We start from the raw sequence: 14,809 nt of genomic DNA on the forward strand, positions 1-14,809 counted from the left end.
TTCACATCGAACAATCAATTGTTTACTATATTAACAAAAAACAAGGATGTGCGCCAGTTAAATCATTATCCGCATATTCAAAAAGCAGTATTCTAAAGTCTTTCAGACATAAAAAATCCCCATGCACAAATAGGCATAAACACTAAATACACATGGGGATACACTAACAGAATAGACTAATTATATACACCTATAATGGCTATTTTTGTCGCACTTTCCTACTATGTCTAACAAGTAAATGAAAAGCAAAAAATGTTAACGAAAGCACCGAGACGCCAGTCACACTACTACCTCCAGCAACCAACATGCCACGAGAGCACTTCTCACGTTTTTGACACAAGCCATTCTTACGAATAGTAGGCTGCTTATTTTCGCTCATTCTCAGTCCACTGACATTCGAATCACTTGAACCATAAGAATTATCCGACTGTCTTGAATCAGTAGAAACACCACCTGAATCATGAACAGACGGACCAGACATAGACTTATTCCGCTTAGCCTTTGACATACCATCATGATTATCACCAGACTCCAACGTCACACTTGGACCATAAGAATTATCCAACTGTCTTGAATCAGTAGAAACACCACCTGAATCAAGAACAGACGAACCATGCTTAGATTTTGGAGTCTTCTTTTGCTCAGTCTTAGAAATCACTTTAATTTCACTAATAGTTGGACTACCCGGATGCCCATTATACATATCAACATTCGGATATACCTCATCTATCTGCACACGCAATTCGCTAGCATATTGAGAATTCTCGAAATTGATATCACTGAGATCTTCCTTTGCAGCATTATCTTTTCCATATATTCTTTCCCATGAGCTCTCACTATACGCTGAACGATCACACTGATTTTTTGTCCATAAGGAGAATTTTTTAATGCGATGGTTCACGTTACCCTCAACAAATTCTTCAATTTGCACAGCATCGAACTTAGCATTGCACCCTAATGTGATATCAAGCGTCACTGGATAATTTGGATTATCTGGAGCTGCCCAACGCGTAGATATGTCACCGTCAGTTAAGGATTTAGCAGCATACTCCGGCTCAGTACGTGATTGACTTGCTATAACATTCTTATCTTTCGCAATGTTCTTTGGTTCTATATCCTCAATTTTTTTACGTTCATAAGCTGCGTTATTTTCCAACCAATACAGCAATCGAGCACGACCTCCGCCAACACGTTCTAGTTTTACATCCTGCTCATCATCACCATCTTTAAGCGGAACTGTCTTAGCTATGTATGTACGCGGATCAACCTGCATGAGTATTGCATTTCTAGAAGGTCTTTTTACAGTAAGCGTGATATCCTGTGCCGTTTCAGCATAAGAACCATTATCATTACGTGTTGATAAATAATATGATGGATAGCGAGTATCACCAGTTAAAGCATTAACTACCAACAATGCCTTTGGTGCATATTTACTTTCACCAAAAATCTTTTTACGAATTTCCTCATTAAGATCTTTTAGTGTTGAGAAATGACCGACAAGCACATCTCCAGGTTTTCCGTTATTAACAGTTCCGACATTCTTTACGGTAATCTTTTGCAACCCAAATTCTGCATTCGCTAGCTTTCCCTCCGTGCTGTCAAAAGCTCCCATACGGAATCCCTGAATATTCGGAGCAGATGCACGATCTGCATATACGCCAGATTTCAATCCTGCATACTCATTATTCATTGCAACCAAGTATTTCCCAAGGCCCTGCACATCTTTGAAAATGCTAGAAAACTCGTAGAAGCTTCGCGTTGGAGCTCCATCTTGGTCAATAATCGAACTGCGATCATAAGCATTATATTCCATACGGAATAGCCCAAACCATTTTTGGCCAGTAGCTAATCCTATCATAGGAACAATCGACTTTTGAGAAGCAGAAACATTAGCATCCCAGTTGTAATCTAAATATTGTCCAAATAGAACTGGCTGACTGCAATCACCTGTCAAACCCTCTAGGGCTGCTTGTCTCTGAGAAGTCCATAGCTTATTCTGCAACATGTTTGCCACAATTTTACTTGGCTTTGGACCTTGACCTGCACCATAATAATATGTATCCCACGAAACAAGATCAGGCTTTGCTGTTTTGACAAAATGACTCATATTGGAATGCGTTTCCCAACCAAGACCAAGAGCTTGATTAGAATGCACTATTGCCCCAGGATACCTATTCTTAGACCAACTGAACCATCGATTAAATTTCTGTACTTCACTTTCGCTATAACCTCCCTCATCACCATATTGAATATCAACAAGACTATTAGCATATGGCTTCATTTCTTCAGTCAAAAAATCTTTAGGTACACTATTTTCACCCATACTATTGCCACCCTTTGGAGCTTTAGCAAGTGACCAAGGCACACCTTTCCCTAATTGCCGCATCAATGGAGCATTAAATAAAGGCTTATCATAGAACATAGGGAACGATCCGCCAGTTAAACGGCGTTCTGCATCGTTATAAACTCCACGCCCATAGCCTTCAGAAGGTACCCAAGTTGGCAATAATACACCGTATTGCAATGCCAATGCTTGTGCACGATTCACACCATATTTATTTTCATTTGCATTAAAACTGGTATATTTAGGTTTTTCATCAGGTACTTTAATTTCTTTTGGATTCTGACCCTCAGGCAACCCCCACACTTCTACTTCTTCCAATCTCATCCCAGTGGCACCTATTCCGTTTTGCTGTGGATCGTGAATTTTGGGCTTGTTAAGCCACACACGTATATCTTGTGTTTTATGATAACCGTTCAAATCCCAATACCATAAGCCATCACTATCACGCGTAAGGCTTGCATTGGTGACAACCGTATTCCAATTGTCACCAGCTTTGACATCAATAGCAACAGAATGCCCTCCTTGCCACCCAGGGGAGCCAGCTGGCATGGTCGGCCAACCATAAGCTTGTATACGTCCTACATAACGAGGGCTATTTAAATGAATTGTAAAACCAGTTGATTTGTTAGACCATTCAGCGCTATCTTTCAAACTCGTAGTATTCCAAGAAGTGGCACGCATACCATCCGTAACAATTAGATTGTCATTATCATTTGCACCATTTATCTTCACAGTTGCATTAATTTTTTCATTGCCACGGAAATCTGTGTCAACCTTTGTCACATTTACAACATATGTACTTGCAGCATTACCAACAACAACTTTTGCAACTATAGCATTAACACCTTTTGTTAACGGAATGCCCGATACTCTTCCATCAGAATCCACCTTGCGGCCATTGATAGTAGCCGTAGCCCCAGTGGGCAACTTAACTCTGGCAGACACAGAGGTTGTATGATAGTATGCAGTAGATTCATAAGTATATTGCGATGGACTGAAAGTAACTGGCTTACCAGGAGCACCAAATGGCAATTGATCAATGAAGAAATCAATAGGCGCAGCTGTTGCATCACCCCGTCCTTGTTTCTTCATATGTTCAACTGGTAAACATGGAACAAGTTTGATGTCTGAAGCCGACATATCTTTTTTGCTACTATCAACTGCTTTAAAACCAACCAACGTCAATATTGGCTTATTGGTAGATTTAAACGAGATAATTTGCGGCTCATTGATACCTTTTAAACCACCAGTTGCAATCAATTCGCCATTATTAAATTTCGTTTGATGAACTTTAGAACGCCAATTAATATCTTTCTTATCAGATGGATTTCCTGGATCTTTATCGAATGCAAAAACACTATAAACACCTGGCGCATTCGAATTACCTTGCACTGATTCATACGATGGCCGCGCAGTATACTGAATTCCACAAACCTCTCTATTAGTATTATTTTTTATAGCGAGAATGTGTGGGAAATTATCGTATCCACCTTGCCATTTTGTTGTCCAAAACGTTTTAGCACTATCCACGCTCCCATCGCTATCAGTAAGCGCAGAAATGGTACCATTTGGCTTTTTCTCACCATTTTTTTCTTCAGAACTTGCCCACAGTATTGAGGGATGGAATGGATCAATTGAATCTTCCTGTGGCACTGAAGCTTGTGCAATCATCGGACTAGCCATACTGATCGACAAAGCAAATATTGCGCCGCCTTGCAACAATCGTCGAAACTTCATGGGATTCCTTTCTTCATTAAGCCAGCCATCCACATCTCTTCATCGAAATGTAAATATGTGTACCTCAAACAAAGATAAAATCGATAAAAACGCACACACATTTGTGCGGTTAATGCACAAATGACTGAATTACATACGGGCTGCCATCGCTGCCAGCCACAGTTATAAATAATCAAGAGCAACAATATGCATCGCATATACGTATTGTTTACACTCATTATAATAACCAGAATTAATTGTATACTAAGTTAACAAAAAACACCATACACTCAAAACCACAAGTTTTATCAATACACAACTAAAAACACTGCAGCGCAAAATAAGAAATTACAAAAATCTTATTTACAACAATGCAGTGTTAAAAAATACTCTAATCAGAATCTCTGGTGGGGTTTATTGGTATAAGGGTTATTTATTCTCCAGCGAAAACCACACCTTTTCGAAGCATAATATTCGCATATTGAGCACGTTCACCAGTAGCAACCACACAATACGCATTCTTCGCTTCATCATAAAATGCAAAACGCTCCAAGGTTCCTATGGTATTAGCGCCGCGCTTATCAAAACCAGAAATAATATCTTCATAGTCTTTCCAAATTGGAGTTTCACAAGAATCCCCTGGAACAACTTCCATAAGAGTAACTGGCTTAGATGTGTACTGGTCAAGAGGCATAAGCTTCAATATCGCTTTTAGCAATTCTGAAGTACCATGACCATCACAACGAACAACAATTGCATCTTTTCCTACCGATTCGGTTGGAAAATTTCCATCTGCCAAAACCAAAACGTCTCCATGTCCCATTTCGCAAAGTACTTTCAATAATTCTGGCGATATAATGGGATCAATGCCCTTTAACATAGAAATCTCCTTTGATTTACACAATAACTATTTCCGTTAGTTGACAATCATTGGCAACTAATAGGTTGAATAATATCACACGATATTAATAAAAAATTCCATAATTATAGCAAAATATTCTTTGCTGATTAAAGAAAAATATGAACTAACTAGTGAATTCAACTAGCCCAAACACTAGCGTCTTGGTCATCTTCATCAATATCGCGAGTCATAGGAGACGAAGTGGAATACGTGTATTCATCATCTACCACACCAGAATCAGCATCCGCATTAATCGCGGCCAAAACACGCTTGTCCATCTTATATTGCGGTAAAACGTTCTTAATATAGCTTGTTACAGCGTCTTGCATAGAAACATCATGCCCAACGCGTTCCGCCATAAACCAACGATGATCTAATACTTCATGGAAGAACTGTGCAGGTTGGATTTGCGATCTAAACTCAGCAGGAATCATGCGTACCGTAGGCTCAAACACCTCACGCATCCAATCAGTAGCAACAATCTCCAACTCTTCGCCCTGGCGCCACGTAGACGTACGATAAGCATCTAAATCATTAAGAAGCCTACGAGCCTGATTCTCCTGAACATCAAGACCAGTCAAACGAAGTAGCTTACGTGAAGCATAACCAGCATCCACAACTCGTGGACGAACCAACACTCTTCGCCCATCCACAGAAGTCTTCATTTCCAACTCGTCAACATAAAAACCAAGCTCATTAAGCCTATTGACTCGTCTTTCAATACGCCACATTTCGTCTGGGCTAAATTTGTCCACATCTGTAAGCGTGCTCCAAAGAGAATGATAACGGTCAACTAGCCTATCTCCAATGCTAATCTCATCAACCTCACCAGGCAAAAGTTGACCAGAACTTAAATCCATTAGTTCGCCAATTATGTTTGTGCGAGCTAAATCAATATCGTATTCACGCTGACCTTCTGTAAGGCTTCCATGCAAATCACCTGTTTCAGCATCAACTAGAAATGCTGTAAAAGCGTCCGCGTCTCTTAAAAATAGAACGTTAGAAAGAGAAACATCTCCCCAATAGAATCCCGAAAGATGAAGACGAACCATAAGCACAGCAAGCGCATCAATCAAACGCTCTGCAGTATCAGGTCTTAAGGTACGAGCAAACAGAGCACGATATGGAAGAGAGAATTTAAGATGACGAGTTACCAGCATTGCCTCAAGCGGTTCACCGTTCTTATCTTTTCTACCAGCTACAACCGCTATAGGAGTAACGGTTGGAAGCTCCAATTTGCGCAAACGCCTTAAAAGCTCATATTCTCGTTCAGCAACTTGACGAGTAATTTCCTTCATTGCATACACTTCGTCACCTACGTGCACAAAGCGCACAACGTGCCTAGAGATACCGCGCGGCAAGTTTACAAAAAGATTCGTAGGCCATTGAGATAATGGAAGCTCCCACGGAAGCATAAACATTTGAGGATTAGAGCTTGCGGCAGTAATCTTCAAAGCTTGAGGCTCTGCAGAAGATACAGTTTCATCCTGCGCAGATACTGATGTTGCTTGCATAGCACGTGGATCCAATAAAGGAGTATCGTTCCATTCCATAAACTTTAATCTACCCGTTAAGTTCGAACGCCAATAATTGAATAATAAATCGCAATCAAATTATAACTAATCGCATTATAACTAATCGTAAATAATTCAAACGATGCGAAAACGGGGCTCGCGTAGCGAACCCCGCCATACCCTTATACAGAAATCTTGGGCACTTTAGACAAAGCACCCAAGAAAACAGCAATTAGTTCAAACGCAGCTCTGTAGAAGGTGCAAACAGGTGCATCTTGGATGGATCAATCTTGATCTTTACAGTGTCACCGACCTTTGGAAGCGCACGTGGGTTCACGCGAATCGTTGTGAGCTTGTTCTGGTCGCTCATCATTGTAGACGCTTCTTCTGGAGAACCATCAGTGATGATGTTTCCGTAAATATAACCGTCAGAGCCAAGATCTTCCACGTTCACAACCTTCAAGGAGAAGGCATTTGGATCATCAGAAGTTGCCAAGCTTGCATCTTCTGGACGGAAGCCGACAATAATCTGACCCTTATCTTCTTCAGTAAGCTTATCAACAGCTTCTGCTGGAAGAGTGATGGAATCTTCGCCAATTTGAGCCTTGCCATCAACAACTGGATGCTGGTTGATGTTCATAGATGGGGAGCCAATGAAGCCTGCAACGAAGACGTTCGCTGGACGATCATAAAGCTCGGTAGGAGCACCAACCTGCTGCAAAACACCAAGCTTGATTACAGCAATACGATCACCCATTGTCAAAGCTTCAGTCTGATCGTGGGTCACGTAAAGGGTAGTGACGCCAAGCTGACGCTGCAATGCTGCAATCTGTGTACGAGTCTGTACACGAAGCTTTGCATCAAGGTTGGAAAGAGGCTCATCCATGAGGAAGACTTTTGGTTCACGAACAATTGCACGACCCATTGCCACGCGCTGACGCTGACCACCAGAAAGTGCCTTAGGCTTACGATCCAAGTACTCAGTCAAATCCAAAACCTCAGCAGCCTTTTCAACACGCTTGCGGATTTCTTCCTTACTTACGCCTGCAATCTTAAGAGCAAATCCCATATTGTCTGCAACAGTCATATGTGGATACAATGCGTAGTTCTGGAACACCATTGCAATATCGCGATCCTTTGGCTGCATTGTAGTAACATCTTGACCACCAATAAGAATGCGACCTTTGTTAACCTCTTCCAAACCAGCTAACATTCTCAATGTAGTTGACTTACCGCAACCAGATGGACCAACGAGTACAAGGAACTCGCCATCCTTAATAGTCATGTTCAAATCATCAACCGATGGCTTGTCATTGCCAGGGTAAATACGGGTGACATGATCAAATACAACTTCTGCCATGATATTTTCCTTTCATCGGCAGGTACGTGCCGAACGATCCGTTGTGAAGGGTGTGCACTCAAGACCCCAAGTCCTACGTCGGCGGCGTCAATCGTCCACATTTACTTACATGGTTCATTGAAGGTTCTCTTCGTTGAGCCATGCTCTAATATATCATGTTTATTTAGTAAAAACAGCAAAATTACAGTATTTTCTAGCATTTCGGCGTGTCGAACAGATAAATCACATATAAACAATGTTTAACAAACACGCATTAATATGCATTAAATATATAAACATTTGTTTATAAAATTTTGTATAAATTTTCCACCAAAACGCATAATTGGCATACTCTCCCATTACCATAATGCATTATGGAAGATGTGAGCATATTTGATTTGCGTTCTGGTCAAAACATTGGCGGATACACGCTAATTGAACGCTTAGGCGGAGGCGCTATGGGGTCTGTCTGGCGCGTTCACGATGATGGTGGCCAACTTTACGCAATGAAAATTCTGCGCGCATCTATGTTAGAAGATCAAAGTGAAGATTTAGATTCATTAGAAAACACTAATCCTCAAGAACAAGCAAGACTTAGACTTAAACGAGAAGCTCTAGCTTTACAAAAAATTCATCACGAAGGCGTGTGCTCAATAGTAGATATGGAGCTTGATGCTTCCATAGCCTTTATAGTTACAGAGCTAATTGATGGGCACAATCTTAAAGAAGATGTCGCTATTAATGGTCCATATGTCGCAGACGATTTAGAACGACTCGCTCATAAGCTAATCGATGCAGTAAAAGCTGTTCATAACGCTGGAATAATACACAGAGACATTAAGCCTACAAACGTTATGATTTCTACAACAGGACCAGTTTTAGTTGATTTTGGTATATCTATGGGTCAGGGCGAATCACATGTAACACGCACTGGTTTAGTTATGGGCACCCCTGGTTTTATTGCTCCAGAAATCATTGAAGGATCAGACTCTGACGAGATTACGGATTGGTGGAGTGTTGCTGCAGTTCTTGCTTTTGCTGCAACAGGAAAGCCTGTTTTTGGAACAAAACCAATAATGGCGGTTTTGGAAAGGGCAGCTTCAGGAAACGCTAATCTTAATGGACTCCCTATAAATACTATGCATGCATTTAGATCTGCATTGAGTCCTAAAAGAAGCGAACGCTGTACTCCCGAACAACTTGAGCAAGCTATTTACCAAGATGCGTTAAATCCCCCGTCTTTACAGGAATCTAACTACCCTTTTGACTATACGGCTGATGGGTTAACCGTACCTAATCAGCTAACACAAACTCGGATTATGTCAGAAAATCCTAGAAAAATGTGGGTTTCTGAAGATACTAAAAGAAGTGATTTTACAACAACTGTTAATACAACACGTTTTAATACAGATTCTGATGACTCTACAAAAATTGTTGATAGACAAAATTTCAATCAACAAGATGTTGATGAGCAGAATAATGTTTATCAAGATGAACAGGAATACGAGAATAAGCAAGAATACGCAAAAAATTCTGAACAGGGTAACATACATCCTAAAATAAGCAAATACATGTTTCGCGGAACATTTTTTTTAATAATATTTGCAATACTTTCCTCATCTATTTCAGTATTCTCTATTATTGACGCACTGTCTGCAAACATTATTCTTATGCTTGTTACAGCCACAATAGGATACAATGTTTGCGCGCAATTACGCAGACAATCCGCAAATGATTCGACCGGTGGAAAAGATTGGCTAATAAGAATCGGGAGTATACCTTGGCATTTTGTACGAGCGTCTATTTACACGATACCTAGATTAGTCACAATGATAATTACAGGTGTTATTGGCGCATACATCTACCCACTTATGATTCATGCAACTCCACAATTAATTAAATTCAAAATATGGTTTATTACCATACATTTTCCAACTTACTCTCCAGAGGTTTTCTCTCAAACATCAATTGGATATCTTATTGGTTTTATAGCAGGATGGATTATTGCTTTTATTTTAGGGAAAACTAAGATCTTCAGAATCGGGGCAGGAGCAATTCTCGGAGCGGGAAAAATCTCAAACGAGCAAGAAATATAGACAGTTGATACCGTCAACTAGACTATTCTGCAGATATTTTTATTCCACGAGAACATCACCAAATTTGCTTGTACAGAAACCTGTGAAGAAAGGAACAACATGCCAAACATTAATCAAAACAGCATGCAGAATCACAATGGTAAGGATCTTAAAGACAAAAAGGCTAAAGAGTTACGCCAGCAAACTATTGTTGGAATCGTTGTTGTGGTTATTTTACTTGGCATGATTGCTGCGATTGGCATTACGGCTCTTAATGCAAACAATATGGAAAATCAAAAGAAAATTGAGCAGGCTCAACAAGCAAGACGCGCTGTTAAAAAACTTACGACTAACCAAAAGCCTAAGTACGCTAACAACGAGGGCGGAATTTTAATCAGCAAAAACGGCTATGGAACAACAGTTGAGAATGCTCCAACCATTGCAGTTTATGCTGATCCACTATGCCCTGGGTGCGGTAATTTTAATCGCGATTCCGATCAAATGCTTATTGCCATGATGAAGGCTGGTCAGATTAACCTTGAGATTCACCCAATGTCATTCTTAGATCGAATTTCTAGCGACCACTATTCAACACGTGTAACTGGCGCAATCGCATACATTTCGTCTAACGACGACAATCCTTTGCATTTGCTTCAATTTATTAACAACATTTTTGCTGAAGATTTCCAGCCAGAAGAAGGCGATGATTATAAACCTGTAAGCAATGAAAAGCTTATTGAACAGGCAGTTAAGGCTGGAGTTAGCAAAGAGGTAGCAAGTAAAGCGTTTGATAGGAATTATCTCGCTTGGCAAGACGCTATTAATTCCGATACTCCAAATCGTAAAGCTTTGTGGAATGTTAGCGGACAAAATAAGGGAGCTATGACAACTCCTACAACTACTATCAACGGGAAACTTCTTGATATGGTTGAAGTTAGCAAGAAGAAGCTTAGTACACCAGATGCAATTCTTAAGTCTATTGGGTTAGACAAATCTAAGGTTGGAGTTGAAGGTGTTATGCCAAAAATAACTGACAAAGATCAGCCAAATCCTATTGACTAGTTCTTGTTGATTAGTGTTTCAGCGCAAACAAGTTGCATTTTGGCATTGGGTGCTGGTACACTAATCAATGTTTTGCGCGCAAGCTAGTTATTGCACGCAGAGACGTGCCTCCTTAGCTCAGATGGCCAGAGCGGCCGCCTTGTAAGCGGCAGGTCGCCGGTTCGATCCCGGCAGGAGGCTCTGTTTTATTCTTCTACTTGTTAAAATACGATCGTTAATAGTGTTAAGTTGAAGGCTTTTGGCAATTTTAGTAAAATTTGCATTAAAGGGTTAGAATTAAAGCAAATACGTTTATAGATTTGTCGTATGATAATTTATAAAAAGTAAGACTTATTCATCATAAAACATAAAATAAAAACTTACAAAAGATTTGCATTGTAGACTTTGCTTGAGTAAGTTCTCGGAAATCTTCCCCCAACTCAGGATTTCCGAGTAAGAGGGTGGAGCGTCCCCCAACCAGCTCCTCCTCTACGGGGGCGGGAACAATCCCCTTCTCTCCCGCCCCCATTTTTATGATAGATTTCATCAACATTTAGAAGCTTTTAGCTCAGTTGCGAGCATTATATATAATTAAAGTTCAGTTTTACTTTGGAAGTGAGGTTGAATGGCACGCAGATGGACGCCTCAGAGGTTTGTTGTAATGAGAAGAATACGCATCCTTGTATGCGTTTTGGCTCTTATTATCTCAAGCACTGGGATTTTTACTCTTTCTGCGCGCAAATCTGTAGCTCTAATTGTCAATGGTAAAACAAGAATTGTAACAACCTATGCGTCTACTGCACAAAGACTTCTGCAGGAACAAAAAATACCCGTTAAAACGCATGATCAAGTTATTAGTACTTCGGGAGAAATTCTTGCAGATCACACAACTGTAACTGTTAGGAGCGCTTACCAAACTTCTGTAACAGTAGATGGCATAACAATACCATTTTGGACTGTTGCAACCAGCGTAGATCAACTAATTGGATTCTTCCAAGCAAATGCAGATCATGCTGCAAAAATCACAGTAAATTTGCAGAATATTTACGACAAACTCACTGGAGGATTGTCTATTAACAAAAAAGGACCTGTAGAGGTTATTTGCGATGGCAAATCTAGGATAGCGCCAGATGGAACACTTCCAGCAAGTTCTATTCTCGATTCTCTAGGAATCGTTTTGGGAAAAGAAGATAGAGTTACCGTAAGCGAAAATGGATCACAAACCGTATTACGCATTCTTCGCGTAACTCATGGAAAAGAATCTAGAAATGTCATCGTTCCTTTTAACACTAGAACGATAAATGATCCAAATTTGCCATCTGGAGTGAGAGTTGTTAGACAATCTGGAATAAATGGCGAGCGAACAGATTTATACAATGTGACTTATGTTGATGGTAAAGCAGAAAGCTCTGTATTAATAAAACAAAACGTGATTACTCCTACAACAGATCAGATTGTTGCTGTAGGTAGCAAACCTAATTATCAAGCCCCTAAGCAGAATAAGCAAAGTAGTAACAACACTAACGGAAAGACTTCACAAAAACCTTCTAGCAATACTAATTTGAATAAAACTAACACTAAACAAGAAATAAAACCACAAGAATCTAAAAAACCTTCTCAAAATAGTCAATCCCAACAAAGTGTGCAAAATTCTCAAAACCATAACAATAGTAATTCACAAAATCAGCATCAATCTAATGCGAATAATCAGCAAAATCCTTCTTCCTCTTCTCAAACACAAGCACCTGCAGCATCACAGCCAGCATCACAAACGCCAGCTCCCGCTCCTGCAGCCCCACCAGCACCTGCTCCACCAGCCAACAATCCCAATGGCATGGTTCACGCCACTCCTGAGCAAGCAAAGCTATATGCTCAAGCTGCATGTGCTCAAATTGGTTGGACTGGTGCAATGTGGGAAGATCTTGTTAATTTGTGGACAAGAGAATCTCACTGGCGTTGGAACGCAGAAAATAAAAGCTCTGGCGCATACGGAATACCACAATCTCTTCCAGCAAACAAAATGGCGAGCGCAGGAGCAAATTGGCACGAAGATGCATCAATACAAATAACGTGGGGAATTAATTACATTAAAAGCAAATACGGGAATCCTAGCGAAGCATGGAAGCATTCAGAAAAGTTTGGATGGTATTAAAGTTTGGATGGTATTAAATTGACACAAAATAATATTAGTGAGCAAGAAGGCTCTCTTCTTGGAGCCGCTGACATTCGTAGGATTGCAGCAGAAGAGGGTATTACTCCTACTAAAAAATTCGGTCAAAATTTCGTTATTGACCCTGGTACGGTTAAGAAAATCGTTACTGCGTCAAAAATTAATTCAAACGATTTTGTTATGGAAGTAGGCCCTGGTCTTGGCTCTCTTACACTTGCGATTCTTCAAGCTGGCGCAAATCTTACGGCTGTAGAAATAGATCCTCCGCTTGCTAAACGTTTGCCGAGTACCGTTAAAGAATTTATGCCTAACGCCTTAGAACGATTTAATGTGATTCTTAAAGACGCGCTCGAATTAAACGCTCAAGACGTTCCCAATTTAGCAAATGCACAACACTTTACTCTTGTTGCTAATCTTCCTTATAACGTTGCAACCCCTATTATTCTTACACTTCTTGAAAAGTTTAATAATCTTACAAGTTTCCTTGTAATGGTTCAAAAAGAGGTGGCAGATCGCCTCTGCGCTCAACCAGGCACAAAAACATATGGAACTCCAAGTGTAAAGTTGGCTTGGTATGGCGAATCTCAAAAAGCTGGTTTAATTGGTAGAAATGTATTCTGGCCTGCTCCAAATGTTGATTCTGCTCTCGTTTATTTTGAAAGAAATAACGAGATAAGAGAAGATGAACAAGAGCGAGAAAAAGTGTTTAAAATTATTGATGCAGCGTTCCAACAGAGAAGAAAAACACTGCATTCTGCTCTTAAAGGCATTATTTCTAATGAATCGTACGATATTGCCGGAATAGACCCAACTAGGCGTGGAGAGACCCTTACATGCGCAGAATTCTTGGCTCTTTATAAAGCTTCGCAGATATGAATTATTTTTAAAAACACAGTCATACATAGTAAGTAAAATTGCTAGTATTGTTTTGTGTATAAAACATTATGATTTATGCATAATTGCAAGTCTCGTACAATAAGATACGCAACAGAAACATAGTACAGATCGGAAGTTAGCATGACGCAATTTTACGACGAGCGGCTGGCGCGCAGAGAGTTCATGTATCAAAAGAAACGATTTGTACTTACTACTGTTGGAATTTGTGTTGGAGCAGCGTTTCTTCTTGCTGTTCTAGTGCAATGCCATGTATTTGGTATTGCTGCCCCTAAAACTCCAGAAATCGACCCAAATTATGGAGTTCAAGCGCCTTGCCCTACAAAAAATAAAGATGAGAATAAGGCTACTTATATCGATAATCGTGCTGTTCCTATTCGAGTACTAAACGGAACAAAATTCCGTGGATTCGCAAGAGCGGTAGGAGAAGGACTACGAAACCGCGGTTTTAACCTGATTGAAGTTGGAAATAGCGAAAAAAGTGTAAAACGCACAACAATCTACTTTGGTAAGAAATCAATTAATGAAGCTTATACTTTAGCTGCTAACTTTAAAGACGCTATTTTGCGAATGGACGATAGACAAGATAAGCTAATTGACGTGGTTTTAGGCGTAACATTCAACAATCTTAAACCTAAGACTGATGTTCCTGCAGCAGGTGCAACAATAGTTGAAATAAAAGGATGCGCTGATTTTAACTCTATGAAAAATCTTCCAAAATCCGCAAATCATAATCCAGTTCAATAAGTTTTATTCAACAACATGATGTTAAATAAAGCAAAATAAAGTTAGAATAATAAAACTTTACTTATTTA

The 14,809-nt window shown here is 39.9% G+C and carries 9 protein-coding genes and 1 tRNA gene; 6 read left to right on the forward strand and 4 right to left on the reverse strand.

Features of this window, described 5'->3' with window-relative positions:
• Positions 1 to 199 precede the first annotated feature (199 nt).
• The 4 genes from HXT19_RS06475 to HXT19_RS06490 form a co-directional block, all read right to left on the reverse strand.
• Positions 200 to 4,081 carry a discoidin domain-containing protein gene (locus HXT19_RS06475; RefSeq protein WP_101889970.1) on the reverse strand — a complete coding sequence of 1,294 codons (3,882 nt, stop codon included), beginning with the start codon at positions 4,079 to 4,081 and terminating at the stop codon, positions 200 to 202.
• Between the two features lie 412 nt (positions 4,082 to 4,493).
• Positions 4,494 to 4,940, reverse strand: a complete 447-nt coding sequence (locus tag HXT19_RS06480) for an RbsD/FucU family protein (RefSeq protein WP_004114069.1) — start codon at positions 4,938 to 4,940, stop codon at positions 4,494 to 4,496.
• Positions 4,941 to 5,098: 158 nt separating this feature from the next.
• Positions 5,099 to 6,514, reverse strand: a complete 1,416-nt coding sequence (locus tag HXT19_RS06485) for a DUF4032 domain-containing protein (protein ID WP_004114068.1) — start codon at positions 6,512 to 6,514, stop codon at positions 5,099 to 5,101.
• 193 nt (positions 6,515 to 6,707) lie between these two features.
• Positions 6,708 to 7,835 (reverse strand): ABC transporter ATP-binding protein, encoded by a 1,128-nt coding sequence (locus HXT19_RS06490; protein ID WP_004114066.1) that lies wholly within the window; start codon positions 7,833 to 7,835, stop codon positions 6,708 to 6,710.
• Positions 7,836 to 8,188: 353 nt separating this feature from the next.
• On the opposite strand from HXT19_RS06490, the gene HXT19_RS06495 reads away from it, so the two are divergent.
• The 6 genes from HXT19_RS06495 (at position 8,189) to HXT19_RS06520 (ending at position 14,741) form a co-directional block, all read left to right on the forward strand.
• A complete protein-coding gene (locus tag HXT19_RS06495; RefSeq protein ID WP_192381871.1) occupies positions 8,189 to 9,910 on the forward strand; it encodes a serine/threonine-protein kinase in 1,722 nt (573 codons plus the stop codon).
• Positions 9,911 to 10,009: 99 nt separating this feature from the next.
• Entirely contained in the window at positions 10,010 to 10,951 is a 942-nt protein-coding gene (locus tag HXT19_RS06500; protein WP_004114060.1) for a DsbA family protein, read from the forward strand.
• A 106-nt stretch (positions 10,952 to 11,057) separates the two neighbouring features.
• A tRNA-Thr gene (locus HXT19_RS06505) sits at positions 11,058 to 11,131 on the forward strand.
• A gap of 424 nt (positions 11,132 to 11,555) precedes the next feature.
• A complete protein-coding gene (locus tag HXT19_RS06510) occupies positions 11,556 to 13,082 on the forward strand; it encodes a G5 domain-containing protein (RefSeq protein WP_004114057.1) in 1,527 nt (508 codons plus the stop codon).
• Positions 13,083 to 13,085: 3 nt separating this feature from the next.
• Complete coding sequence (rsmA, locus tag HXT19_RS06515) at positions 13,086 to 13,976, forward strand: 16S rRNA (adenine(1518)-N(6)/adenine(1519)-N(6))-dimethyltransferase RsmA (RefSeq protein WP_004114054.1); 891 nt, start codon at positions 13,086 to 13,088, stop codon at positions 13,974 to 13,976.
• A 141-nt stretch (positions 13,977 to 14,117) separates the two neighbouring features.
• Complete coding sequence (locus tag HXT19_RS06520; RefSeq protein WP_009993929.1) at positions 14,118 to 14,741, forward strand: LytR C-terminal domain-containing protein; 624 nt, start codon at positions 14,118 to 14,120, stop codon at positions 14,739 to 14,741.
• Positions 14,742 to 14,809: the final 68 nt, after the last annotated feature.

The organism is Gardnerella sp. DNF00038 (assembly GCF_049262855.1).
Classification (GTDB): Bacteria; Actinomycetota; Actinomycetes; order Actinomycetales; family Bifidobacteriaceae; genus Bifidobacterium; species Bifidobacterium vaginale.

Excerpts from the sequence above, each read along its gene's own strand:
- HXT19_RS06475 (WP_101889970.1), bottom strand. The coding sequence starts at position 4,081 with ATGAAGTTTCGACGATTGTTGCAAGGCGGCGCAATATTTGCTTTGTCG.
- HXT19_RS06480 (WP_004114069.1), bottom strand. The coding sequence starts at position 4,940 with ATGTTAAAGGGCATTGATCCCATTATATCGCCAGAATTATTGAAAGTA.
- HXT19_RS06485 (WP_004114068.1), bottom strand. The coding sequence starts at position 6,514 with ATGGAATGGAACGATACTCCTTTATTGGATCCACGTGCTATGCAAGCA.
- HXT19_RS06490 (WP_004114066.1), bottom strand. The coding sequence starts at position 7,835 with ATGGCAGAAGTTGTATTTGATCATGTCACCCGTATTTACCCTGGCAAT.
- HXT19_RS06495 (WP_192381871.1), top strand. The coding sequence starts at position 8,189 with ATGGAAGATGTGAGCATATTTGATTTGCGTTCTGGTCAAAACATTGGC.
- HXT19_RS06500 (WP_004114060.1), top strand. The coding sequence starts at position 10,010 with ATGCCAAACATTAATCAAAACAGCATGCAGAATCACAATGGTAAGGAT.
- HXT19_RS06510 (WP_004114057.1), top strand. The coding sequence starts at position 11,556 with ATGGCACGCAGATGGACGCCTCAGAGGTTTGTTGTAATGAGAAGAATA.
- HXT19_RS06520 (WP_009993929.1), top strand. The coding sequence starts at position 14,118 with ATGACGCAATTTTACGACGAGCGGCTGGCGCGCAGAGAGTTCATGTAT.